The organism is Aquirufa avitistagni, assembly GCF_042715545.1.
GTDB lineage: Bacteria > Bacteroidota > Bacteroidia > Cytophagales > Spirosomataceae > Aquirufa > Aquirufa avitistagni.
The window spans coordinates 309534-334501 of sequence record NZ_JBBKXZ010000003.1 but is presented as its reverse complement, the minus strand read 5'-3'; the positions used below and the strand labels follow the sequence as shown (position 1 = coordinate 334501).

At 43.7% G+C, this 24968-nt stretch carries 21 protein-coding genes and 1 riboswitch; of the genes, 15 read left to right on the top strand and 6 right to left on the bottom strand.

Annotation, left to right across the window (positions count from 1 at the left end):
• Positions 1-42 precede the first annotated feature (42 nt).
• From U0R10_RS09920 to U0R10_RS09870, 11 genes are all read left to right on the top strand, one after another.
• Positions 43-411 (top strand): VOC family protein, encoded by a 369-nt coding sequence (locus tag U0R10_RS09920; protein WP_377983815.1) that lies wholly within the window; start codon positions 43-45, stop codon positions 409-411.
• Positions 412-598: 187 nt separating this feature from the next.
• Positions 599-2008: an anthranilate synthase component I family protein gene (locus U0R10_RS09915; protein WP_377983814.1), complete on the top strand. Its 1410-nt coding sequence runs from the start codon at positions 599-601 to the stop codon at positions 2006-2008.
• 6 nt (positions 2009-2014) lie between these two features.
• Entirely contained in the window at positions 2015-2581 is a 567-nt protein-coding gene (locus U0R10_RS09910; RefSeq protein ID WP_377983813.1) for an anthranilate synthase component II, read from the top strand.
• A gap of 2 nt (positions 2582-2583) precedes the next feature.
• A complete protein-coding gene (gene trpD, locus U0R10_RS09905) occupies positions 2584-3573 on the top strand; it encodes an anthranilate phosphoribosyltransferase (protein ID WP_377983812.1) in 990 nt (329 codons plus the stop codon).
• 14 nt (positions 3574-3587) lie between these two features.
• On the top strand, positions 3588-4373 hold the full coding sequence (gene trpC, locus U0R10_RS09900; RefSeq protein WP_377983811.1) for an indole-3-glycerol phosphate synthase TrpC: 786 nt from the start codon (positions 3588-3590) through the stop codon (positions 4371-4373).
• A 2-nt stretch (positions 4374-4375) separates the two neighbouring features.
• Positions 4376-4972 (top strand): phosphoribosylanthranilate isomerase, encoded by a 597-nt coding sequence (locus tag U0R10_RS09895; protein ID WP_377983810.1) that lies wholly within the window; start codon positions 4376-4378, stop codon positions 4970-4972.
• Positions 4969-6162 carry a tryptophan synthase subunit beta gene (gene trpB, locus U0R10_RS09890; RefSeq protein WP_377983809.1) on the top strand — a complete coding sequence of 398 codons (1194 nt, stop codon included), beginning with the start codon at positions 4969-4971 and terminating at the stop codon, positions 6160-6162. The genes U0R10_RS09895 and trpB overlap by 4 nt, the downstream gene beginning before the upstream one ends.
• Before the next feature lies 1 nt (position 6163).
• Complete coding sequence (trpA, locus tag U0R10_RS09885) at positions 6164-6943, top strand: tryptophan synthase subunit alpha (RefSeq protein WP_377983808.1); 780 nt, start codon at positions 6164-6166, stop codon at positions 6941-6943.
• Between the two features lie 107 nt (positions 6944-7050).
• Positions 7051-7404, top strand: coding sequence for a 50S ribosomal protein L19 (gene rplS, locus U0R10_RS09880; RefSeq protein ID WP_377983807.1), 354 nt, complete (start codon positions 7051-7053; stop codon positions 7402-7404).
• A gap of 119 nt (positions 7405-7523) precedes the next feature.
• Entirely contained in the window at positions 7524-8672 is a 1149-nt protein-coding gene (locus U0R10_RS09875) for a Gfo/Idh/MocA family protein (RefSeq protein WP_377983806.1), read from the top strand.
• A complete protein-coding gene (locus tag U0R10_RS09870) occupies positions 8669-10045 on the top strand; it encodes a Gfo/Idh/MocA family protein (protein ID WP_377983805.1) in 1377 nt (458 codons plus the stop codon). The genes U0R10_RS09875 and U0R10_RS09870 overlap by 4 nt, the downstream gene beginning before the upstream one ends.
• Here U0R10_RS09870 and U0R10_RS09865 read toward each other — a convergent pair.
• Positions 10042-10752, bottom strand: coding sequence for an ABC transporter ATP-binding protein (locus tag U0R10_RS09865; RefSeq protein WP_377983804.1), 711 nt, complete (start codon positions 10750-10752; stop codon positions 10042-10044). The genes U0R10_RS09870 and U0R10_RS09865 overlap by 4 nt on opposite strands.
• A gap of 128 nt (positions 10753-10880) precedes the next feature.
• Between U0R10_RS09865 and U0R10_RS09860 the strand changes: the two genes are divergently transcribed.
• A complete protein-coding gene (locus tag U0R10_RS09860) occupies positions 10881-11915 on the top strand; it encodes an acyltransferase family protein (RefSeq protein ID WP_377983803.1) in 1035 nt (344 codons plus the stop codon).
• A gap of 70 nt (positions 11916-11985) precedes the next feature.
• On the opposite strand, the gene fusA is transcribed toward U0R10_RS09860, so the two are convergent.
• Positions 11986-14079 carry an elongation factor G gene (fusA, locus tag U0R10_RS09855; RefSeq protein ID WP_377983802.1) on the bottom strand — a complete coding sequence of 698 codons (2094 nt, stop codon included), beginning with the start codon at positions 14077-14079 and terminating at the stop codon, positions 11986-11988.
• Between the two features lie 135 nt (positions 14080-14214).
• Here fusA and U0R10_RS09850 point away from each other — a divergent pair, with 135 nt between their 5' ends.
• Positions 14215-14895, top strand: coding sequence for a ComF family protein (locus tag U0R10_RS09850; protein ID WP_377983801.1), 681 nt, complete (start codon positions 14215-14217; stop codon positions 14893-14895).
• Position 14896: 1 nt separating this feature from the next.
• Here the strand turns inward: U0R10_RS09850 and gldJ are convergent, their stop codons facing one another.
• Entirely contained in the window at positions 14897-16174 is a 1278-nt protein-coding gene (gene gldJ / locus U0R10_RS09845; RefSeq protein ID WP_377983800.1) for a gliding motility lipoprotein GldJ, read from the bottom strand.
• Positions 16175-16237: 63 nt separating this feature from the next.
• Entirely contained in the window at positions 16238-19570 is a 3333-nt protein-coding gene (gene mfd, locus U0R10_RS09840; protein ID WP_377983799.1) for a transcription-repair coupling factor, read from the bottom strand.
• A 55-nt stretch (positions 19571-19625) separates the two neighbouring features.
• A riboswitch (TPP riboswitch) is annotated at positions 19626-19720 on the top strand.
• A gap of 94 nt (positions 19721-19814) precedes the next feature.
• Here mfd and U0R10_RS09835 point away from each other — a divergent pair.
• Positions 19815-22184: a TonB-dependent receptor gene (locus tag U0R10_RS09835; protein ID WP_377983798.1), complete on the top strand. Its 2370-nt coding sequence runs from the start codon at positions 19815-19817 to the stop codon at positions 22182-22184.
• Positions 22185-22225: 41 nt separating this feature from the next.
• Here U0R10_RS09835 and U0R10_RS09830 read toward each other — a convergent pair whose 3' ends face one another.
• On the bottom strand, positions 22226-22963 hold the full coding sequence (locus tag U0R10_RS09830) for a glycosyltransferase family 2 protein (protein WP_377983797.1): 738 nt from the start codon (positions 22961-22963) through the stop codon (positions 22226-22228).
• Positions 22964-23021: 58 nt separating this feature from the next.
• Here U0R10_RS09830 and U0R10_RS09825 point away from each other — a divergent pair, with 58 nt between their 5' ends.
• The gene (locus tag U0R10_RS09825; protein WP_377983796.1) at positions 23022-24068 is read left to right on the top strand and encodes a TerC/Alx family metal homeostasis membrane protein; all 1047 of its coding nucleotides are present in this window, start codon (positions 23022-23024) and stop codon (positions 24066-24068) included.
• Between the two features lie 6 nt (positions 24069-24074).
• Here the strand turns inward: U0R10_RS09825 and U0R10_RS09820 are convergent, their stop codons facing one another.
• Positions 24075-24962, bottom strand: coding sequence for an AraC family transcriptional regulator (locus U0R10_RS09820; protein WP_377983795.1), 888 nt, complete (start codon positions 24960-24962; stop codon positions 24075-24077).
• Between the last annotated feature and the right edge of the window lie 6 nt (positions 24963-24968).

Below are 24968 nucleotides of genomic sequence, written 5' to 3'. Positions count from 1 at the left end.
TGATAACTGTCCACTGACTACTGAATGATGAACCACCGCCTCATGCATATCGCCCTTGTGGTCGCCGATTACGACGAAGCGATCGCTTGGTATACCGAAAAACTTGGTTTTACCTTGATTGAGGATACGCGTTTGAGCGATGTGAAACGTTGGGTTTTAGTGCAGCCATCGGGGGAGGGGTCATGCCAATTGTTATTAGCTAAAGCAGCTACTGACGAACAGCGTTCTCGCGTAGGGAATCAAACTGGCGGTCGTGTTTTCTTGTTTTTACATACAGATGACTTCGAAAAAGACCATCAAAATTTGATGAAGCACAACATTAAAATTGTCCGCGGTCCGGTGGTCGAAGAATATGGTAAAGTGCTCGTATTCGAGGATTTATATGGAAATTTGTGGGATTTAATTGGCTAAAATTTTGAATTAAGAGATTTCAGTTTACATTTGCATCAAATAAATACCAAAATGACAAAAGCAGCATACAACAAAAACTGGTGGCAAGGCTAATAATTCCTTGAACAGTTTTGCTGTGTGTACATGATATGTTTACCAAAGGCTTGCTGTTCTCAGTAAGCCTTTTTTAATTTTGTCCCTAGAAAACATGTCTATAATACAAATTCGAACTGCTAGAAAAACCCTGTTGGCTGACACCCTCACGCCAATCGGCATTTTCATGAAGATTCGTAAAAACTTCAAGAATTCCGTTATCCTTGAATCCGCGGATTACCACGGCCGGGAACACGGATTTTCCCATATTGCCTTTGACCCCATTGCTTCATTTGAATTAACGGATTCCAAGGTAACGCAAACATTTCCCGACGGGTCCACAGAAAAATTTTCATTGGAAAACCGCCGGGACGCCATTCAAGCGCTCAAAGCTTTTGCGGATCGATTTGGTTTTCAAAAAGAAAAAGGGGATTCGCCCATGGCGAATGGCTTGTTTGGCCATATTTCATACGATGCGGTAACCTACTTTGAGGATATCGAAATCCAAGCTAAGAATCCTGAAACGGAGATTCCATCCATTCGCTATTTTGTGTACCGTTATGTGGTTGCGGTCAACCATTTCAATAATCAAATGTCGCTCTATGCGCACAGTTATGACGGGTCTGAGCCTTCGTTTGATACGATTACGTATTTGCTGAACATGCCGCATTACGATTCGGAGCGCTTTGAATTAGTCGGGGAGGAAACAAGTAATTTGACAGATCCACAAGTAAAAGAGATTGTGGAAACCTGTATCAAACATTGTTTACGCGGGGATGTTTTCCAAATTGTCCCATCGCGTCGTTTTGCACAAGGATTTAAAGGGGATGATTTCCAGGTGTACAGAGCTTTACGCTCCGTGAACCCTTCTCCCTATTTGTTTTATTTTGATTATGAGCAATACCGTATTTTAGGCGCGTCGCCCGAAAAGCAAATCAAAATCGAGGGGGATATCGCAGAGATTCATCCAATTGCGGGAACATTCCGTCGTTCAGGTGATGATGCACGAGATGCGGAATTAGCCCAAGAATTATTGGCAGATCCTAAAGAAACCGCCGAACATGTGATGCTAGTCGACCTAGCGCGCAATGATTTGAGCCGTAGTGCGGATCAGGTCAAAGTGGAAACCTTCAAGGAAGTTCAATTTTTCTCTCATGTCATTCACCTGGTTTCTAAAGTGACCGGCCGATTGCAAAAAGGTGTTAATCCCTTGCAATTGGTGGCAGATACGTTTCCTGCGGGAACATTAAGTGGTGCGCCTAAGCATAATGCCATGACGATTATAAATCGCTTGGAGCCAACCAACCGTGCCATTTATGGCGGAGCGATCGGGTTTATGGATTTTCAAGGAAACTTCAATCATGCGATTGCGATTCGTACGTTCTTGAGTAAAGGCGACACGCTTTATTTCCAAGCGGGGATGGGGGTCGTTGCCAAATCCGTCGTAGCCAGTGAAATGCAAGAGATACACAATAAATTAGCAGCTTTGCGTCGCGCATTGGAAGTTGCCTCCACTTTAAGCTAAGTCGATATGAAGAACGTTTTGGTACTAGACAATTATGATTCCTTTGTATATAATTTAGTTTACTTACTAAAGGAATTAGGCGCGCACGTAGATGTGTTTCGCAATGATAAGATAACCTTAGAGGAGGTTGGCAACTACGATCAAATCCTATTATCTCCTGGTCCAGGGATTCCCTCTGAGGCTGGGATTATGATGGATTTATTGAAGGAGTATAAGTCGACAAAAAAGATTTTAGGGGTTTGCTTAGGTCATCAGGCCATTGCAGAGGCCTTTGGTTCGGAACTGCAAAACATGGGAGAAGTACTACACGGAGTAACGACGGAGTGTCAGGTACTCGACCCTGCAGAACGCATGTTTTTGGATATTCCAGCCCGTTTTGAGGTCTGCCGGTACCATTCCTGGACCGTAATTCCGGATTCGATGCCAAGTGATTTAAAGATGACAGCGCAGGATGACAAAGGGTATGTGCTAGCGGAGGCGCACCAGCGATACGATGTGCGTGGGGTGCAATTTCATCCCGAGGCGTATTTGACGCAACATGGTTTACAAATGATTAAAAATTGGTTGAAATAAATATGAAAAAGGTTCTAGAAAGAAGAGTTAGTGGAGAGGCGTTGTCAGAACAAGAGGCGCGTGAAGTAATGCTGGAAATTGGTAATGGCGGAGTTAATCCAAGCCAAATTGCCGCATTCTTGTCATCCTATTGGTATCACCCCATTCAAGTACAAGAATTAAAAGGATTTGTTTCTGCCATGCTTGAGCTTGCCGTTACGATTGATTTGTCGGAGTTTGATGCCATGGATGTGTGTGGAACAGGTGGAGATGGAAAGGATACGTTTAACATCAGCACGACTTCTTCATTTATCATTGTAGGTGCAGGTCAAAAAATTGCCAAACACGGCAATCACGGGGTGTCGTCCTCTGTGGGATCTTCGACAGTTTTGGAATTTTTGGGATTAAAATTTAACAACGACCCGAAAGTATTAAAGCGTAAAATGGAGACATCAGGGATGTGTTTTTTACACGCACCTTTATTCCATCCAGCGATGCGTTTCGTAGGCCCGATTCGGAAAGAATTGGGTATGAAAACCTTCTTTAATTTGTTGGGGCCTCTGTTGAATCCGGCAAATGTCAGTAAGCAATTAACAGGGGTGTATTCGCCCGAAGTGTTCGATTTGTATGCGGGATTCTTTAAGGATTCGAGTAAGAAATATGGGATTGTTTTTGCGGAGGATGGCTATGATGAGATCTCATTGACTTCCAATTTTCGGTTGGAAACAAATGCGGGCCGACAGGTTTATGCGCCTTCAGATTTAGGTTGTGAATATGTCCAACAATCCGAGTTGTTCGGTGGGGCGAACGTAGAGGAGTCGGCCAATATGCTATATAAGATTTTACAGCGGGAAGGTACACCCGCACAAACGAACGCCGTGCTTGTGAATGCAGGTGCAGCGTTATGGGTTGCGGAGAAAGCGCCGTCATTAACGGATGGTTTTGCCATGGCGAAAGAATCCTTGGAAAGTGGTAAAGCTTTTCAGGTATTCAAGAAGTTTATTATGGATTAATCGCATAGATAGTTATGAGTATTTTAGATCAAATCATTGCCACCAAACGAGAGGAAGTCGCCGCTGCCAAAGCGCGCGTTTCGATCGCCGCATTAGAAAAGCAAGGCTATTTTGCCCGTGCTTGTCACTCGTTGGCCATGTCTTTGGTCCAACCTGCTTCCACGGGTATCATTGCGGAATTCAAACGCAAGTCTCCTTCCAAAGGCATCATCAATGATTCCATGGGAGTAGACGAAGTGACTAGCGGATATGTCAAAGCCGGGGCAGCATGCTTGTCGGTGCTTACAGATACGCAGTATTTTGGAGGGACGTATGCCGACTTTGATCTGGCACGTCGGACAAACCCGAACACGCCTATTTTGCGTAAGGACTTCATGATCGACGAATACCAAATCATTGAAGCGAAATCGATGGGTGCGGATGTAGTTTTGTTGATCGCTGCTGCATTAAGCCCGCTGGAAATCAAAACATTAGGTTCGCTAGCGCGTTCATTAGGTATGGAAACCTTACTCGAGGTGCACGACCAAGCCGAATTGGATCGTTCCTTGTGTGATTTTATTTCAGTGGTGGGTGTAAACAATCGGAACCTAAAGAATTTTTCCGAGCAAAATGTGGAGGCATCCAAAGTCCTTGCGGATAAGATTCCGGCACAATTTGTCAAAGTTTCAGAGAGTTGTATTTCAGGCCCTGAGATCATTGCCGAATTGAAAGGTTATGGATATCGTGGATTTTTGATCGGAGAAAGTTTTATGAAAACAAGTAATCCGGGTCAAGCTTTAACTGATTTCTTAAAGCAATAACCATGAAGTGGAAGGTTTGTGGCATGCGGGATTTGAATAATATCGAGGCAGTGGCTGCATGCGAACCGGATTTCATGGGGTTCATTTGGGTGTCTAAATCTCCACGCTATGTGGGGGAGGATTTTGTGATTCCTGCGCTGCCTGTGAAGACAAAGGCGGTTGGTGTATTTGTGAATGAGTCCACCGCTAACATACTTGCCTTATCAAAAAAGGCGGGATTTCAAGTCGTGCAATTGCATGGGGATGAAGGCCAAGAGGTTATTGATGAATTGCAAGCGGCAGGGTTGCTTGTCATCAAGGCAATTAGCGTGGCCACTGACGAAGATATGAAAGGCTTAGACTTGAGCCCTGATTTTTATTTGTTTGATACTAAAAAAGGATCGCAAGTGGGCGGAACGGGAGAGCAGTTTGATTGGTCTATACTAGCAGCATATAAACTCGATATTCCGTATTTTTTAGCAGGCGGTTTGGACGAGGCGAGTATCAAAGAAGCGAAGCAATTACCGGGCTTATATGCCCTAGATTTTAATAGTAAATTGGAGCTGAGCCCTGGGTTAAAGGACTTAGCAAAGGTGAAGGATATAATGAAAAACATATGAAACAGTCATTTCAAGTTGACGAGCGCGGATATTACGGGGATTTTGGCGGAGCCTTTATTCCAGAAATGTTGTATCCGAATGTGGAGGAGTTACGAAGCCGGTATTTGGATATTATGGCGGAACCTGCTTTTCAAAAAGAATTTCAGGATTTGTTGAAGGACTTTGTAGGCCGACCGACCCCTTTGTTTAAGGCGGAGCGATTATCGGCCAAATACAAAACGAACATCTACCTTAAGCGGGAGGATTTATGCCATACCGGGGCACACAAGGTAAACAATACGATTGGCCAGATTTTAGTGGCAAAGCGTTTAGGTAAAAATAAGATTGTGGCGGAGACGGGTGCGGGCCAACATGGCGTTGCGACGGCGACGGTTTGTGCACTGATGGGCATGGAGTGTATCGTATACATGGGTGCCATTGATATTGAACGTCAGGCTCCTAATGTGGCGCGGATGCGTATGTTGGGCGCTCAAGTAGTCGCAGCGCAATCCGGGTCTAAAACCTTGAAAGATGCGACAAATGAGGCGATGCGTCACTGGATTAATAATCCGGTTGACACGCATTACATTATCGGCTCGGTCGTAGGGCCACATCCGTATCCCGACATGGTAGCTCGATTCCAGTCGGTGATTTCCGAAGAAATGCGTATCCAGTTACAAGAGAAAGAGGGGCGTGATTATCCAGATTATGTGATTGCATGTGTGGGTGGGGGTTCGAATGCGGCGGGTGCGTTTTACCATTTCTTGGATGAGCCACGTACCCAGTTGATTGCGGCGGAGGCAGCAGGAAAAGGTGTTAATTCCGGTCATTCGGCAGCAACAACCTTCTTAGGAAAACCGGGGGTTTTACATGGTAGTAAAAGTTTATTGATGCAAACAGCTGACGGTCAGGTCATTGAACCATATTCGATTTCGGCAGGTTTGGATTATCCGGGCATTGGACCGATGCATGCTAATTTATCGTATACGGGGCGTGCTCGGTTTTTTGGCATAACAGATGCGGAGGCATTGGATGCAGCGGTTGAATGTTCTGTTTTGGAGGGAATTATTCCGGCATTGGAGACGGCACATGCGCTGGCGGTGTTTGAAAAATTACACGCGAAACCGGATGAGGTGATTGTGGTGAATTTGTCGGGCAGAGGGGATAAAGATTTGTCCACGTATCAGCAGCACTTAAAATTGAATGACTAAGATGAATCGGATTACAAAATTATTTGCGGAGGCAACTGAGCCCATATTGAACGTATATGCGACGGCGGGTTATCCTAATTTGGGGGATACGATGACGGTGTTACAAGCCTTGCAAGAAGGCGGGGTTGACATTATTGAGATTGGGATGCCGTATTCTGATCCGGTTGCGGATGGGGAGACGATTCAGCAATCGAATCAAGTTTCTTTAGATCAAGGTATGACCGTAGCGCATTTGTTTGAGCAATTACAAGCGATGCGTCAAACCATCACCGTTCCCGTATTATTGATGGGTTACATCAATCCGGTGTTGCAATATGGCGTGGAGGCATTTTGCAAAAAATGTGCGGAAGTGGGTATTGATGGGGTGATTTTACCCGATTTACCGATGGCCGAATATGAGTCGGAATACCAAGCGATCTTTGAGCAATATGGATTGTATAACATCTTTTTGATTACGCCACAGACGACAGATGCGCGCATTGCCCAAGTGGATGCGATTAGCAAAGGGTTTATTTACATGGTTTCTTCGGCGAGTACAACGGGTGCTAAGACGGGGATTTCAGATATTCAGGAAACGTATTTTAAGCGAATTAATGGGATGAACTTGAAAAATCCACGTTTGATTGGCTTTGGTATTTCGGATCGTGCGAGTTTCTTGAAGGCTTCTGAGTCAGCGGCTGGTGCGATTATTGGAAGTGCATTTGTTAAGTTATTGGGGCAGGCCCAAGATCTTCGTGGTGAGATTGTTGCGTTTGTTCAATCGATTAAAGGGAAAAAGTAATTGATTGTTTTTAGAAAGAAATATTTTTTCTATCTTTGCAACCCAATCAGCAATTTTATGTACAAAGTGACCGCTAAGTGCTGATATTACACAAAATAAAAAGTCAGATGAGTGATTTAATTAAATTTGTAGAAGCTGAGAATGCAACGCGTCGTGCAGAGCATCCAGAATTTGCTGCTGGAGACACAGTAAATGTACACGTTAAGATCCGTGAAGGTAACAAGGAGCGTATCCAGGTTTTCCAAGGATTGGTAATCCAACGTAAAAATTCAGGTGCTGGTGAGTCATTCACGGTACGTAAAATTTCTAATGGTATTGGTGTAGAGCGTATCTTCCCAATCTTATCACCAAACATCGATAAAATCGAAGTTATGCGTCGTGGTAAAGTGCGTCGTGCACGTTTATACTACATGCGTGGTAAGCAAGGAAAAGCTGCTCGTGTTAAAGAGAAGAAAAAATAGGTTTGAGATTTTTTTATATAAAAGAAAGCTGTTCAGAAATGAGCAGCTTTTTTTGTGGGCATACACAAGTAGATATCTCAATCATTTAACTTTTAAACATAGTTTAAACCTATTCAATCATGAAATCAAGTTCCTCGAATCGTCGGAAGTTCCTTCACGACGCGAGTCTATTGAGCGGATTGGCATTTATGCCTTCAATTAAAGATGCCACCAGCTCTTTTGTCCAAGTTTCTTCGCAGAAGGTCATCGCGCCTCGTTTACGTTTTGGGGTCGTGGGCATTAACCACGGACATATTTATTCCATGGCAAACTCCATCATTCGTGGAGGCGGGGAGTTTGTTTCCTATTATGCCAAAGAGCCCGATTTGATTAAAGATTTCGCTAAGCGATATCCACAAGCAAAACTCGTTAAGAGTGAAGCTGAGGTTTTGGAAGATCCTTCGATCAAATTAGTCTTGAGTTCGATTACTCCACATGAACGTGCGCCTTTAGGGATTCGCGTGATGCAGCATGGCAAAGACTACATGGTCGACAAGCCCGGCATTATAAGTCTAGAGCAATTAGCCGAAGTGCGTAAAGTTCAAAAGGAAACGAAGCGCATTTATTCGATTTCATTTAGTGAGCGTTTTGAAAATAAGGCGACGGAATTGGCGAGTCAATTAGTCGCTCAAGGAAAGATTGGCAAGGTGATGCAGACGCTGGGAACGGGTCCACACCGGATGAGTGTCAACTCGCGTCCTGATTGGTTTTTCGACACCAAATATTATGGGGGGATTATTACAGATATTGCCTCACATCAGGTAGATCAATTTTTACATTTTACGGGTTCGACACAAGGGGAAGTTGTGGCTTCGCAAATTGCGAATCACCACCATCCGCAGTATCCCAAATTCCAAGACTTTGGTGATTTGATGTTACGCAGTAATAAGGGTTCGGGCTACATACGCGTGGATTGGTTTACACCCGACGGCTTGAATACCTGGGGGGATGGTCGTTTGACGATTTTAGGAACGGATGGATATATCGAAGTTCGTAAGAATACCGATATTGCCTCGCCGCATGGGACAGGTAGCCATTTATACATTGTGAATAAGAAAGAGACCTTGTATGTTGATTGCAAGGATGTTAATTTGCCTCACGGCGAATTGCTCGTGGATGATGTGTTAAATCGTACGGAAACGGCGATGACACAAGCACATTGTTTCTTATCAACGGAACTCGCATTAATTGCACAGAAAAACGCAACCAACATATCTATTAAAGCATGAAAAGGAGAAAATTTATCAATAACATAGCCTTGGGAGCCGTGGGTACCCTTGGATTTCCTACGATCGTTCCAGCACATGTGTTGGGTGGAAAAGATGCCCCAAGCAACAAGATTAATATAGGTCAAATCGGCTGTGGTCGTATTGCGCGTACCCATGATTTACCAGGAACGTGGAAACATGAGAAGGCGCGGATCATGGCGGTGTGTGATTTGGATCGTCATCGGACGGAGGAGACGAAGCAGTTAGTTGAGGAGTATTACACGAAAAAAACAGGTCAGTCAAATTACATCGATGTGAAGATGTATGACGATTACCGGGAGATGTTGTTGAATAAAGACATTGATGCGGTGATGATTAGTACGCCGGATTTTTGGCATGCGCAGCCTGCCATGGAAGCGGCACTTGCGGGTAAAGATATTTATTTGCAAAAGCCTACTTCGTTGACAATTCATGAAGGGCGCCAGCTCGCCAATGTGATTAAGAAAACGGGACGTATTTTACAGGTGGGTACTCAGCAGCGTTCTACCTCGCAATTTCGTATTGCAGCAGAATTAGTTCGCAATGGCCGAATTGGAAAATTACATACCGTGAAAGTAGGTTTACCGGGGGATCCATCTGGCCCGCCGGCGCCAGCGATGCCTGTACCTAAAGGATTTAATTACGATATGTGGTTAGGCTCTACGCCTTATGTGCCGTATACTGAAATTGCGGTACACCCGCAGAAAGGTTATGATCGCCCGGGATGGTTACGTATGGAGCAGTTTGGTGCAGGTATGATTACGGGTTGGGGGCAGCATCATTTTGATTCAGCAGCTTGGGGAATGGATACGGAATACACGGGTCCAGTTTCAATTGAGGCTTTAGCTGAATTCCCTAAGTCTGGTTTGTGGAATGTGCACGGAGATTTTATGGCCAAAGCAGAGTACGCAAACGGAATCACCATGTATACGTCGGGCGGATTTCCAAACGGTATTCGGTATGAGGGTTCAGAAGGATGGATTTTTGTTTCACGCGGGGATTACGCAGCGACGCCTACAGATCCTACTTCAAAAGTACGTTCAAAGGCTTTGGACGCGTCAGATCCGAAAATCTTGAGCTCTGTTATCGGGGCAAATGAAATTCATTTGTATCATTCAGATGATCAGCATGGCAACTGGCTAGATTGTATTGAGACGCGTAAAGAGCCGATCTCGCCGATTGAGATTGGACACCGCGCATGTACCGTTTGTTTAATTACGCACGTGGCTATGAAGGTGCCTGGTAAGTTACAATGGGATCCTTCGAAAGAGATTTTCGTGAATAATAAGGAAGCGAATACTTGGTTGCAACGTACGCAGCGCGCACCGTACGGAACTGACCGCGTGAAGGTTTAGATTTTTTCTACCTTCCGAACGTTTTTATTGATGGTGTCAGATTCTACCACACCATCACGTAAACGAATGATTCGGTGAGCATATTGGGCAATATCGTCTTCGTGGGTAACCATGACGATGGTATTGCCTTTTTTGTGCAATTGATCAAAGAGATCCATGATCTCATAGGATGTTTTGGTGTCCAAGTTACCTGTTGGCTCATCGGCCAATAAAATAGAAGGATCGTTTACAAGTGCACGCGCAACAGCGACACGTTGTCTTTGACCACCCGAAAGCTCATTTGGCTTGTGAAGGGCACGGTTTTCGAGTCCTACCCCTGCTAGTGTTTCCATGGCAATGCGTGTACGCTCTGACTTAGAATATCCGGCATAGATTAGCGGAAGGGCTACATTTTCAAGGGCGGATTGACGAGGTAATAAGTTGAAGGTTTGGAAGACAAACCCGATTTCTTTGTTTCGTACGGCGGCTAATTCATTTTCCGACATGGTCGAAACATCTTGTCCGTTCAGGACATAGGAACCTGTTGTGGGGGTGTCTAAACAGCCAACGATGTTCATGAGTGTTGATTTTCCTGAACCGGATGGACCCATGAAGGCCACATATTCCCCTTTATTTACAGAGATACTAACGTCTTTTAATGCGTCGATTACCTCTTCTCCCATCACGTAGCGTTTGGAAATATGCTTGGTCTCTATAATTTTTGTCATTGTTTCAGAAAAATTCGACTCAAAATTACGCGCTTCCTGCGATAATCTTGGAACTTTTCGACAAAAGATATTTTGTGGGGATGAAACGGTCGTAGGAAGGATAAGAGGTTTTCCTTAGTTTTGTTGCTATGAAATACATCCCTGCGCTGGACGGAGTTCGCGCTTTAGCGATTTTATTGGTGTTAGTTTATCACTGGTTCCCGGAGGGTCAAGGGATTAATCTTATGCCAAATGGCCCGATCGGTGTAACCTTGTTTTTTGTTTTAAGTGGGTATTTGATTTCGAATATCTTAATGGAGCAGCAGTCTTTAGGGACTTTTGCACGGTCGTTTAAAAATTTTGTGGTCCGCCGGGCGCTACGGATTTTTCCCATTTATTTTCTGGTGTTGATCGGGCTGTTGGTTTTACAACGTTTTTCAGTTGTAGTGAATACAGACTTTTACACCCATCCTGGGTATTACTGGACATATTTAGTGAATTATTGGATTGAGTTGCATGGCAACTGGTCGGATGCGCTATCGCCTTATTGGTCACTTTCCGTGGAGGAGCAGTTTTATTTGCTTTGGCCTTTTTGCATACTGTTATTGGCCACGCGCTTTCGTGCATATTTCTTGTGGTTTACGGTCATTTTTGGGGTGGTTTATCGGTATTTCTCTATCCATGTTTATGGTGGATTGGGCGTGAGTATGTTTTCGTGTGTGGATACATTTGCTTGGGGTGCGCTGTTGGCTCATTACCTCCGTGCAGGGCAGTCAGCAGCACTAGCTGTATGGATTAAGCGTTTGATCATTCCGGTTGGATTTTGCTTTCTGATGATATGTTTAAAACACTCGGATGGCGACCTAGTGAAGCAATTGTTTTTTCGGACGTTTACATCTTTGGCCTCGTTAGCTTTGTTGTTTTACGCCATGCAGCCCGGATGGGTTGCGAAGGTTTTTTCGGTTCAACCGCTCCGTTTGATTGGCCAAATGTCTTATGGTCTTTACTTATATCACATGCTGGTGCCTGATTTGTTTTTTAAGTTAGCGGCGCGCATGGGGATTTCGGTACCGGTCTTGCCTTATAACCTTAGCTCATTAATCGTATTGTTTGTGGTAGCCTATGTTTCCTACCGGTTGATCGAATTGCCCATTCAGTCCTTCAAGCGCTATTTTGTTGCGTAACTAAATTTGTATTAGGCATAAAAAAAAGCCCGAACTGTGAAGTTCGGGCTTTTACTATGTTCAAAGAATCTTACAATCCTTTTGCTTTCTTAACTACTTCGTCAGCGATGTTTTGCGGAACGAATTCATAGTGTGAGAACGTTAACGATGCTGTTGCACGTCCTGAAGACATCGTACGTAAATCTGTTACGTAACCGAATAATTCAGAAAGAGGCACATCAGCCTTCAAGATTACAGCTCCTTGACGTGAATCCATACCTTTCATGATACCACGACGACGGTTTAAGTCACCTGTGATCGGTCCAGTGTATTCGTCTGGAGTAACTACGTCAACGGCCATGATTGGCTCCATCAACTTAGCACCTGCTTGTTTCGCTGATTCCTTGTAACCCATACGCGCTGCTAATTCAAATGATAATGAATCTGAATCGACATCATGGTATGAACCGTGGAATAAACGAACTTTCATTGAATCCATTGGGTATCCAGCCAAAGCACCTGTTTTCATTGCTTCTTCGAAACCTTTTTGAACCGCTGGGATGAATTCACGAGGAATCACACCACCTACGATATTGTTAACGAATTCTAAACCTGGTTTGTCATCTTCTCTTGGTCCGATTTCAAATACGATATCTGCAAACTTACCACGACCACCTGATTGTTTCTTGTAAACCTCACGGTGTTCTGTCGTCTTAGTCAATGACTCTTTGTAAGCTACTTGAGGAGCACCTTGGTTAACTTCTACTTTGAACTCACGACGCATACGGTCGATGATGATCTCTAAGTGAAGCTCACCCATACCCTTGATGATCGTTTGACCAGTCTCTTCGTTTGATTCAACTTGTAACGTTGGATCTTCTTCGATCAATTTCGTGATCGCTTTTGAGAAGTTATCTGCATCAGCCGTTTTCTTAGGCTCGATTGCGTATCCGATAACTGGCTCTGGGAAGTCCATTGCTTCTAAGATGATTGGGTGTTTCTCATCAGAAAGGGTATCACCCGTTTTGATATCTTTGAAACCTACTACCGCACCGATATCACCAGCACCTAAGCGCTCGATCGCGTTTTGCTTGTTCGCGTGCATTTGGAAGATACGTGAGATACGCTCCTTATTTCCTGAACGGTTGTTCAATACATAAGAACCAGAATCCAATCCACCTGAATAGGCACGGATGAAACATAAACGACCTACGTAAGGATCCGTTGCAATTTTAAATGCCAAAGCCGCGAAAGGCTCAGACTCACTTGGCTTACGCAAGATCTCAGCACCAGTATCTGGGTGAATACCTTTAACGCCTTCTTTGTCCATCGGAGATGGTAAGATTGCCATTACGTAATCCAACATCGTTTGAACACCTTTGTTTTTGAAAGATGAACCACAAAGCATTGGAACGATTTTCATAGAGATCGTAGCTGCACGTAAAGCGGCTAAGATTTCATCTTCTGAGATAGATGCTGGATCTTCGAAGTATTTCTCCATCAAAGACTCATCAAACTCAGCTACTGCTTCTAATAATTTCTCACGGTATTCAGTCGCCTCCTCTAACATATCATCTGGGATAGGTACCTCAGTGAATGTCATTCCTTTATCTGCTTCGTTCCATTTGATACCACGGAAGTTAACTAAGTCAACCACACCTTCGAATCCTTCTTCAGCTCCGATTGGCAATTGAAGTGGCACAGCGTAGCTACCTAACATTTCTTTCACTTGCTTACACACGTTTAAGAAATCAGCACCTGAACGGTCCATTTTGTTAACGAAACCGATACGTGCTACGTTGTAGTTATTTGCTAAACGCCAGTTAGTCTCTGATTGAGGCTCAACACCGTCTACGGCAGAGAATAAAAATACTAGACCATCCAATACACGTAATGAACGGTTTACCTCAACCGTAAAGTCTACGTGACCCGGAGTATCAATGATGTTGATGTGGTAATCTTGATCGCGGTATTTCCAACCTACTGTTGTTGCAGCCGAAGTGATCGTGATACCACGCTCTTGCTCTTGCTCCATCCAGTCCATTGTTGCCGCACCATCATGTACCTCACCAATTTTGTGGGACACACCTGCATAATACAGAATACGTTCCGTCGTGGTGGTTTTACCAGCATCAATATGCGCAGCAATACCGATGTTTCTAGTGAATTTTAAATCGCGTGCCATTTTAAAAGGTTAATTATGAAATGTTTTTTTTAATCCGTTTGCTAATAATCAAGTACTTGGACAATGAATTGACTAGGTACTCGTTTAGGGGTGCAAAATTACTGAAACTTAATTAAATACAAAAATTTTTCTGAGATGTTTAAAGCCTTTTTACAATTGCTTTACCCAAAGCTTTGTTTTGCCTGCCAGGAGCCTCTATTCCCAAGCGAAGAATTTATCTGCACAACTTGTCGGATCGTACTCCCCCGTGTAGAATTAGCCGAAAATACGCCGAACTGGGTTCGGGCAAAGTTTGATGGCCTCATTGAATTCGATGAGGCGCATGCCTTTTTTCATTTCATGCCCGGTAGTCGCGTGCAGCAAATGATGCACCAAATTAAATATAAAGGAGCCGCTGAACTAGGTGTATTTCTCGGTACGTGGGCCGGGGACGCATTGAAAAAGTCCCATTATTGTTCGGAGGTTAATGCCATCGTCGCCATTCCTCTACACCCCAAACGCCTGAAAGAACGCGGGTACAATCAGGCCGCTGTCATTGCCAGGGGACTCGCGCAATCCTTAGACATTCCCTTACATGAGGACGTACTGGCAAGAACCATGCAGTCACACTCCCTCATCGGCCTAAACAGAGCCGCTCGATACGAAGAACTTGAAAATGTTTTTGAGGTAATTGATCCCGTTAAACTACAAGGATTACACGTACTGATTGTAGATGATACGCTGACGACTGGTGCTACATTTCTGGCCGCGGCACAAAAAATAAGGGCTGCCGGAGCGACAAAAGTTTCCTTCTTCGCACTGGCAGCCCTCAAATAAATTACTTATTCGTACCTGCAGAAATCATCGCACAACGGAAACCAATAGTTGCTGTTGACGAATCTTCATCCAAATAACGACGTGTTCCCGGTGCTAACCAATACGCTACGTCAGCCCATGATCCACCTTTGTACACACGTACTTTGTTCGTGATTAAGGAGTTTTGATTTTTACTATCGTAACGAGATGCTTTGTCATCTTTATCTGTCCGACGAACCGGATTCAAGTCATTGAAATCTTGAAATGATAACGGACGATACAAATCTTGTACCCACTCATTTACGTTACCAGCCATTTGGTATAAACCAAAATCGTTCGGAGAATATTTGTAAATCTCAGCTGTGATAATCGCTCCATCGTTTGATTTCCCTGCAATACCTGCATAGTCACCACGTCCACGCTTGAAGTTGGCCAACATATTTCCGCGACCTTTTCCGGTAGATTCACGTAACGAAGGACCATCCCAAGGGTAAATACGCTGATTCACCTGATTTTCATCTTGTTGCTGCGTACCAATCATCGCTTTCGCTGCATATTCCCATTCTGCCTCCGTAGGTAGGCGGTAAGAAGGTAAAACGCGTCCTGATTCGATCGTTAAACGCGCTGGAGCTGCTGCACGAGTCGTAGCTGAAGCTGTTGTTGCTGCCGCTGCTGCCCCTTTCTTAGGTTTTTTCTCTTTGGCTACAGGAACTGTGGCTAAATTATTATTCACTGCTGCCGTTCTCCACACACAATAGTCGGTCGATTGTTTCCAAGAAACACCCACTACTGGGTACATACGAAAACCAGGGAAACGTAAATATTGCTCCACATAAGGATCATTAAACGCTAAATCATTACGCCAAACGGTTGTATCTGGCAAGGCTGATTCATAGAAATCTTGCGTTGAATCACGCTTTACAGCATCTAAATATTCCAAATAATGTACGTTGGCAATTTCAGTTTCATCCATATAAAATGATTGAACTGAGACCGTACGCTCAATATTATCATGGATTCCCATGATATCTTCCTCCAAAGAACCCATCGTAAAACGACCGCCCTCGATAAATACCAAGTTCGGTCCGGTCAATTGTCCTGTGAATTTTTTGTCAACTTGAAAACCACCCTTTTGATTATATGCCAAACCTGTGGCTGTAGATGCATTTCCGATATTGATACTGTTCGGTTTTCCGCCAGAAAGACCACCTTTTAATCCATTCTTCAAGCCATTAGGGCAAGAAGTTAGCAGGAGAACGCTAGCACAAAGGCTAAGTACAATTTTTAATTTAGCAATCATTTAGATTCTTTTTCGTAAGAATTTGAAAAGCAAAGGTATGAAAATCAAACAAAATGCTCAATGCTATCCCAAAATATCCACTAAAATAGTATTTAATTCTGGTATCGTACTCACTTTATCAAGTTGTAAGATCATTTTACCCGATTTTTCCCGCAATTGACATTGTCCTTTTTTCGAGTTCACAAACTGAATAACGCGAACAACGATGTCTTGTGGAATATCTGTTGAAACGAAATAGAGCTTCAACATATTGTTCTTGAGTAATATTTTTTCAACCCGAAGCAGTTGCGCTTTCCAGCGACAACGAACTAATTCCGTCATGTCACGGACTTCGTTTGGCATTTGCCCAAATCGGTCTTCCATTTCAGAGACAAACGTTCCCAATTCCGTTTCGTTCTCTAGCTCATCTAAGCGGGTGTACAAGGCCAGTCGCTCAGAAATACTTTGGACGTATTCCTCAGGAATCAGCACGCGCATATCCGTCTCAATCTGACAATCCACCGTTAAGGCCTCTGCAATTTGGGCGAGGTCTGTTTCAAATAATGCACGGAATTCAGTTTCTTTGAGCTCCTGAACCGCCTCATCCAAAATTTTGTGGTACATATCGTATCCCAAATCATTGATAAATCCGCTTTGTTCCGCACCCAATAAATTACCTGCCCCACGAATATCCAAGTCCCGCATCGCCACCTTGATTCCATCGCCTAAATCAGAGAACTCCTCCAACGCACTGAGGCGTTTCCGCGCATCACTTGTCAAATTTGCCAGCGATGGGGTTACTAAATAACAGTATGCTTTTTTGTTTGACCGACCTACTCGGCCACGCATTTGGTGCAAATCAGACAAACCAAAATGGTTCGCATTAATGATGTAAATCGTATTCGCATTCGGGATATCAAGTCCCGATTCAATGATATTGGTGGCAACTAGTACGTCGTAATTTCCTTCGATAAAATCCATCATGATTTTCTCCAACCGGTCTCCTTCCATTTGGCCGTGCGCGACGCCAATCTTGGCATCTGGAACCAAACGTAAGATCCGGTTTGCCGTACTCTCTAATTCATTAATTCGATTGTGGACCACAAAAACTTGTCCACCTCGCGCTAATTCTTCTCTTACTCCATCACGTAATAGTTCATCGGTCATCACCACCAGCTTCGTTTCGACCGGCTGGCGATTCGGAGGTGGCGTCGCAATGATCGACAAATCCCGCGCTCCCATGAGTGAAAAATGTAATGTCCGTGGAATCGGCGTGGCTGTCAGCGTTAACACATCTACATCCACGCGCATTTCTTTCAAGCGATCTTTGACTTTTACACCAAACTTCTGTTCCTCATCGATAATCATGAGGCCCAAGTTTTTGAAAACGACGTCCTTGTTGACCAATCGATGCGTGCCAATTAATATATCTGTTTGACCATTCGCCACCCGCTCAAGCGTTTCCTTGATTTGTTTCGCGGATTTAAAGCGATTCACATATTCTACTTTGCATGGAAATGCGGCTAAGCGATCATGAAACGTCCGGTAATGTTGCATGGCAAGGACCGTGGTAGGAACGAGAACGGCCACTTGTTTCGAATCGGCAACTGCTTTGAATGCGGCACGAATGGCAATTTCTGTTTTTCCGAAGCCCACATCACCGCAAACCAAACGGTCCATTGGGTGCGGTTTTTCCATATCTACTTTGACATCGGCCGTCGCTTTTGCTTGATCTGGCGTGTCCTCATAAATAAAGGAGGACTCTAATTCTGCCTGTAAATAGGTATCACGCGAAAAGGCAAAACCTGGGGCATTTTTACGTTTGGCATACAAAGAAATTAGCTCCTTCGCGATGTCTTTTACCTGCTTTTTAACGCGGGATTTTTTGTTATCCCATTCCGGCGAGCCTAATTTAGACATGGAAGGAGGAGCTCCTTCTTTGCCGGAATATTTGGAAATCTTATGTAGTGAATGAATCGAAACCGATAACACATCGTCGTCGCGGTAGATCAGTCGGATGACTTCTTGTTCCCCATTCGACGTGTCGATGAGGTTCAATCCTGCAAAACGACCGATGCCATAATCTACGTGTGTAACGAAATCACCCACTTGCAGCGAGCGCAATTCTTTGAGCGTTAATGCCTTACTTTTTGAGAATTTATTTTTCTCTTTGAAGCGATTAAAGCGATCAAATAATTGATGATCTGGATAAAAAGCAACTTGCGTCTGGGTATCAATATACCCTTCACGCAACGAAATTTGCAAGGGTTTAAATTGGATACTCGTATTAATCTCATTGAAAATCACATCGAGCCGTTCGAGCTGACGAGGTGATTCGGAACAAATGATATTTTGAATTCCGGCTGTTTGATTGTCTAATAGAGCGGCGGCAAGCCGATCAAAGTCTTTCTGAAATGCGCCCGGATTTTTAGCTGGATAGGCAATTACTTCGTTTTGTTTCAGGTGTGAACGCTTCCCAAATTCAACACAGACAAATGCCTGAAGATGTTTTTTTGTTGTCTTGACGGTCTCCCATCTTTCCTCAGGTTTATTCAATACATTGATATCTGAGCTGCTATTCGCATCGTAAGCCGCTTGGCCTTTGTCGAAATACTGCTCAATGACATCCATCAAAATTGAATGATCTTTGATCCAAATTTTCGTCTTTTCTGGTAAAAAGGTAAAGAATGATTCGCGCGTCTCTTGGACCAATTTGGTTTGCACATCCGGGATGAGGTGCATGGCTGAAACCGATTGAATGGAAAGCTGTGTTTCTGGATGAAATGTTCGAATGCTATCTACCTCATCTCCGAAAAAATCAATGCGGTATGGATATTCAGCCGCATAGGAAAACACATCGAGGATACCACCGCGAACGGAATATTGCCCAGCTTCGTAAACAAAATCTGTCCGTTCAAAGTCATATTCGTTGAGCGTTTCAGCTACGAAATTTCGGTCGATTTTATCACCCACACGAATGGATAAGGTATTCTTAACTAAAGATTTTCGGTTGATTACCTTTTCCGTCATGGCCTCGGGATAAGAGACAATCACTAAGGTTTGGCTGGAATAATTGCTGAGTACATTTAATACTTCAGCCCGCATGAGCACATTGGCATTATCAATCTCCTCCCACACATACGGTTTTTTGTGTGACATGGGAAAAAGAATGACAGCAGCTTCGCCGAGGAGGGATTGCAAGTCATTAAAGACGTATTGCGCCTCTTCCTTTTCTTCGCAAATAATGAGGTATGGTGTTTTATTTGGCAGGGTAGCTGCCATCAAAACCGTATCTAATGCGCCACAAAGGCCTTTGATGTGAAACGATTGCCCGGGTGTAGCTTGCTGGATCCGTTCCGAAATGTGTTGAACAATACCGTCAGACGTGTAAATGGAAAGAAACTCTTTAACAATCATATGGATCTATACCTGCGAATGGCTTGCAAAGGTAGAAAAATTTATATCTTTGTGCATCCACAAAAAGGGGTGCTCTGAATAAGGGCTGAGATTATACCCAATGAACCTGATGCAGGTAATGCTGCCGAAGGGATTTTGTCGAGTTTTTAGCGCTGAAAACTCAGAAAAAATCAAAATTAAGGGTGTTTGTTAAATTCATACAGGATTTGACTCCTTTACCTGTTGTTAAACTTTTCAACTCAATATGAAAAAGCTAACGACGCTATTATTTTTATTTTGTACGCATGTCATGTTCGGCCAAAAGGTCGAGGGAATCGTTTTCGATCAAGAGACAAATGCGCCTCTATGGGGAGCATCGGTTTCCGTGAAAGGAAGCCAGAAAGGGAACGTAACCGATTCAAAAGGGCGGTACCAACTAGCCGCCAGTTCTAATTCGACTATTTCCGTCAGTTTTGTCGGGTATGAACCCGTAGAAGTTCCCGTGGAAAAGTCTAAGCAAATCGGCTTAAAAAAATCTAATTTCTTGCAGGACGAAGTCGTTGTTCGTGCGACACGGGCAGATGAAAATTCAGCCATGGCCTATTCCAATGTTTCAGCCACGGAATTAGGGAAAAGTAACCTGGGTCAGGACATGCCAATGTTACTTAATTTTACCCCATCGGTGGTAACTACCTCAGACGCAGGTGCGGGAGTTGGCTATACCGGTATCCGAATTCGGGGCTCCGATGCGACGCGTGTGAATGTGACGGTCAACGGTATTCCCATGAACGACTCGGAATCGCAAGGGACTTTCTGGGTGAATATGCCCGATTTTGCAAGTTCCGTGAATTCTGTTCAAATCCAACGTGGGGTAGGAACGTCAACGAATGGTGCGGGGGCTTTTGGAGGGTCTGTCAACATGCAAACAAATACCTTTGAACCCAAAGCGTATGGAGAAGCGAATGCTTCTGGAGGGTCTTTTGGGACGCTAAAAACGACGCTTAAATTTGGATCGGGATTGTTAGGCGGGAAATTTACCTTGGATGGACGTTTGTCGCGCATTGTATCGGATGGATTTATCGATCGAGCTTCATCTAATTTAATCTCTGCCTATTTTTCTGCGGGTTATTTTGGTGCGAAAAGCTTCGCTCGTTTTAACTATTTTACAGGAAATGAAAAGACCTACCAATCGTGGTATGGAACTCCAGAAAGTAGAGTTAATGGTTCAGTAGCTGAGATGAAAGCTTTTATTGACCGGAACTATTTGTCGGAGTCTGACGCAAACAATTTGTTGACAAGTGGCCGTAGATACAACTACTACATCTACGATAATCAAACAGATAATTACGCGCAGGATCATTTTCAGTTGATTACGAATCACCGATTGGCTGAGGCGTGGAATTTGGATTTGAACGCGCATTACACGTATGGACGTGGGTATTTTGAAGAGTTTAAACCCAATGCTGATTTGCAATCGTATGGGCTTGGCGCAAAACCTATCGTTGATGTAGTACGTCGAAAATGGCTAGATAATGATTTTTATGGGTCGACATTTGCGTTGAATTATGCTGGTTCGCAAAAATTCAAGTTCACTTTTGGCGGGGCCTGGAATCGATACATTGGCCGTCATTATGGTTTACTTGTTGCACCAGTTGCTTTTGCAGGTCATGAGTGGTACCGCAGTCGATCGCAAAAAACGGATTTGAATTTATATGCCAAAGCGAATTGGGATCTAGCTACTGCTTGGAATGCCTACCTTGATATTCAATTCCGTACCGTGGGTTATCGCATGCTAGGAACAGCGGATAAATTTTTAACATTAGACTCGGATAATACCTATTCATTTTTTAATCCCAAATTTGGCCTAACGCATCAAATTTCAGAAAAATCTAAAGTTTACGGTTCCGTTTCTGCGGGAAGCAAAGAACCTAGTCGGCAAGATTTTGTCGACAACGCCACCGCAGTTCCGCGTCCGGAATACTTGCAGGATTATGAGTTTGGATACGAGCGATCTGGCCTTCGATATGGATTGCAGTTAAATGGTTATTTTATGAATTACCAGGACCAGCTTGTCTTAACCGGCGCTGTTAATTCGACCGGCGATGCCATTCGAACCAATGTGGAAAAGAGTTACCGCTTGGGTTTAGAGGCTGTGTTAAATTACCAATTTTCAAAGCGCTTGATTTGGAGTGGTAATGTTACGTTAAGCCAAAACCGCATTCAGAATTTTCAAGAAAAAATGTTCGACTATGATTTGAATGAGGAGGTGGTCATCAATCATGGAAATACGGATATTGCTTATTCGCCATCGGTGATTTACGGAAGTACGTTGACATATACGTTGGGAGCTTTCGAAGCAAGTCTTTTACGCAAGTTTGTTGGGAAACAATATTTGGACAACACCTCGGATGATGCTCGTTCGCTGAAGGCTTACAGCACGCATGATATTCGCTTAAAGTACACGATGAAGAAAGGACCTGCCTTTACGTTGTTATTGAATAATGTGCTGAACGAGATGTATTCTTCGAATGGGTACACCTATTCCTATCGGTATGGAGGGGCAACAACGACCGAAAACTTTTACTATCCGCAAGCTGGATTTAATTTCTTGCTAGGCGCGAGTATTCGATTCTAATGCACACAAAAAAGCCTCAGATTTCTGTTCTGAGGCTTTTTTTAGTTCATTAAATCCCATTTCCATCCCCATTTGGCGAGGCGGTAGCGGACGGAGTACCAAAGAACACCTAATCCATAAATGGAGCTTCGTGTGAAGTTGATCGAGGAGGCCTCCTCAAAATATTTTGTGGGGCAGGTTACTTCGCCTACCTCGAATCCTTTCCAGAATACTTGTAAAATCATTTGGTTGTCAAACACAAAGTCGTCGTCACATTTCGTGAAGTTGACCGCTTGAAGCACTTCTTTTGAGAATGCGCGGTAGCCTGTGTGATATTCAGATAATTTTTGGTCGATTAAGATATTTTGAAACAAGGTCAAAAGCCGATTCGCTATGTATTTGTAAATAGGCATTCCTCCTTTGAGCGCTCCTTTGCCTAAGATTCTAGAAGCAAAAACGACTGGATATAATCCGTTGCCAATGATCGAAATCATGGCTTTCAACAACATCGGGGTATATTGGTAGTCGGGGTGCAGCATAATCACAATGTCGCCGCCAAGTTCAAGTGCTTTCGTGTAGCACGACTTTTGATTTCCTCCGTAGCCTTTATTTTTATCGTGGCGGATGATGTATTTGATGCCAATTTGCTGGGCCACTTCCACGGTATTGTCTGGGCTAAAGTCGTCAACTAAAATAACTTCATCCACCCAATCGTGTGGAATTTCATTATACGTTTTTTCTAATGTGAGTGCTGCTTTGTAAGCAGGCATCACGACGATTACCTTTTTACCTTCGTACATATGATATTGGTCAAAATTTGCGACCTTTGTCCCTTTGAAAGCGTAAAAATACTTATTTATGAGTGAATCTCTATTTTTTCTTGTCTTTTCAGTGCTCGTGATCCTAGTCATGTTAATTGATTTAGGCATCTTTAAAAAGGCAGGGTCAGCGGAAGTTACGTTTCGCGAAGCTGGATTTTGGTCGGGGGCGTGGGTATTATTAGCGTTGATTTTTTACATATTTCTGGGCTATAATGGCGCTTTAGTACATGGGATTAAGGATTTGGCTGGGTTGCAGGCAGTCCAACAAGCCTATGCGTCGCATATCGATTTGGGTACAGGGTCATATTATGACCAGTTGGCCATTTTCCAAGATAACTTATCACTTGAATTTATCACCGGTTATTTGGTCGAGTATTCATTGTCGGCCGATAACGTCTTTGTCTTCATTTTGATTTTCAATTCGTTTGGGGTTCAGAAGCGGTATTACAAGAAGATATTGGTTTGGGGGATTTTGGGAGCGATCATATTGCGTCTGATTTTCATCTTTTTGGGAGCGGCTTTGCTACAGAAATTTGATTGGATCATTTATTTGTTTGGGGCATTTTTGGTTTACACGGGGATCAAAATTTTGGTGTCGAAGGAACATGAGGAGGAGATAGATACGGCAGATCATCCGGTAGTTAAATTGCTTTCAAAGTATTTCAATGTCTATAAGCGGAATGTGATTGGGCACTTTTTTGTTCGATTTAAGAAAACAGGAAAAGTATTTATTACGCCAATTTTTGTTGTGGTTGTGGTCATTGCGTTTACTGATATTTTGTTTGCCGTGGACTCTATTCCGGCGATTTTCTCCATTTCAAAAGATCCGTACATCGTATTTTTTAGCAATGTGTTTGCGGTCATGGGGCTGCGTTCCCTCTTCTTTTTCTTATCAAGTTTGATGGGCTTGTTTCGCTTTTTACCGATGGGCTTGGGGGTGTTACTCAGTTTCGTCGGACTGAAGATGATTGGTCATCATTACTTGGAGCAATGGGGTTTTGGAACCCTCGCGTCTTTGGGTGTAATCTTAGGAATATTAACTGCGAGCATCGGATTGAGCCTTTTATTCCCGGCGAAAAAATAATCAGGTTTACCCCACTTGCCATTCCTGAACTAATTTCCGGTACTGCAGCGGTGTTTCGCTCATGTAATGCTTAAACTGTTTATTGAAATGCGATAGATTTCCGAAACCGCTTTCAAAGCAGATTTCAGCCATGCTTAATTGGCTACTGCGCAATAATTCACAGGCGTGTTTGATGCGAAACTCAGTCACCATTTCCACAAAAGTCTTTTTCGTCACCTTCTTAAAATAACGGCAAAAGGCCGTTTCAGTCATATTTGCTAAATGCGCAACTTCATCCAAATGCACCTCCTGGGTATAATTGGCGATGACATACGCATATACGCGATTGATTCGCGCCAGATCCACCGCTGATAATGCATAACTGGAGTCATTGACCTCAATCACCTGAGCATCCGATCCTGCCTGACTCAACTGGTGTAAGATGTTTAAAAACGCGAGCATTCTTGGGAATGGTGCCAAATCCCCCAATTGCATGAGCTCCCGCGCCACGCGATCTTGAGTAGGTCCTTGAATGGAGAGGCCACCCCGCGCTTTGTCAAAGAGCTGTCGGAGCGCCGCACATTCCGGCTTCGAAAGGAAATCATTCCCCAAAAATTCTTTTCTAAAATGAATCACGAGTGCTTGAGCAGCCATTGGGTTTTCTTCGGTGGCCAACCAGTCTTTGCGGTGGTTTTGCCAACAATGCGGTACGTTTTCGCCCAAGAGTACTAAGTCGCCAGGCCCAAAGTCTGTAATTTGATTCCCCACAAAGCGTTTGCCTGTACCAGCAATGATGAGGGTTAATTCAAATTCAGGATGAAAGTGATAGGGTGCATCAAAGCGTGCTTGAATAACCTCTTTCAGTTGGATGGAGCTTCCCGTAGGTTCTCCTAAATGCTCTAAACTCGCCTTCATTGTTTT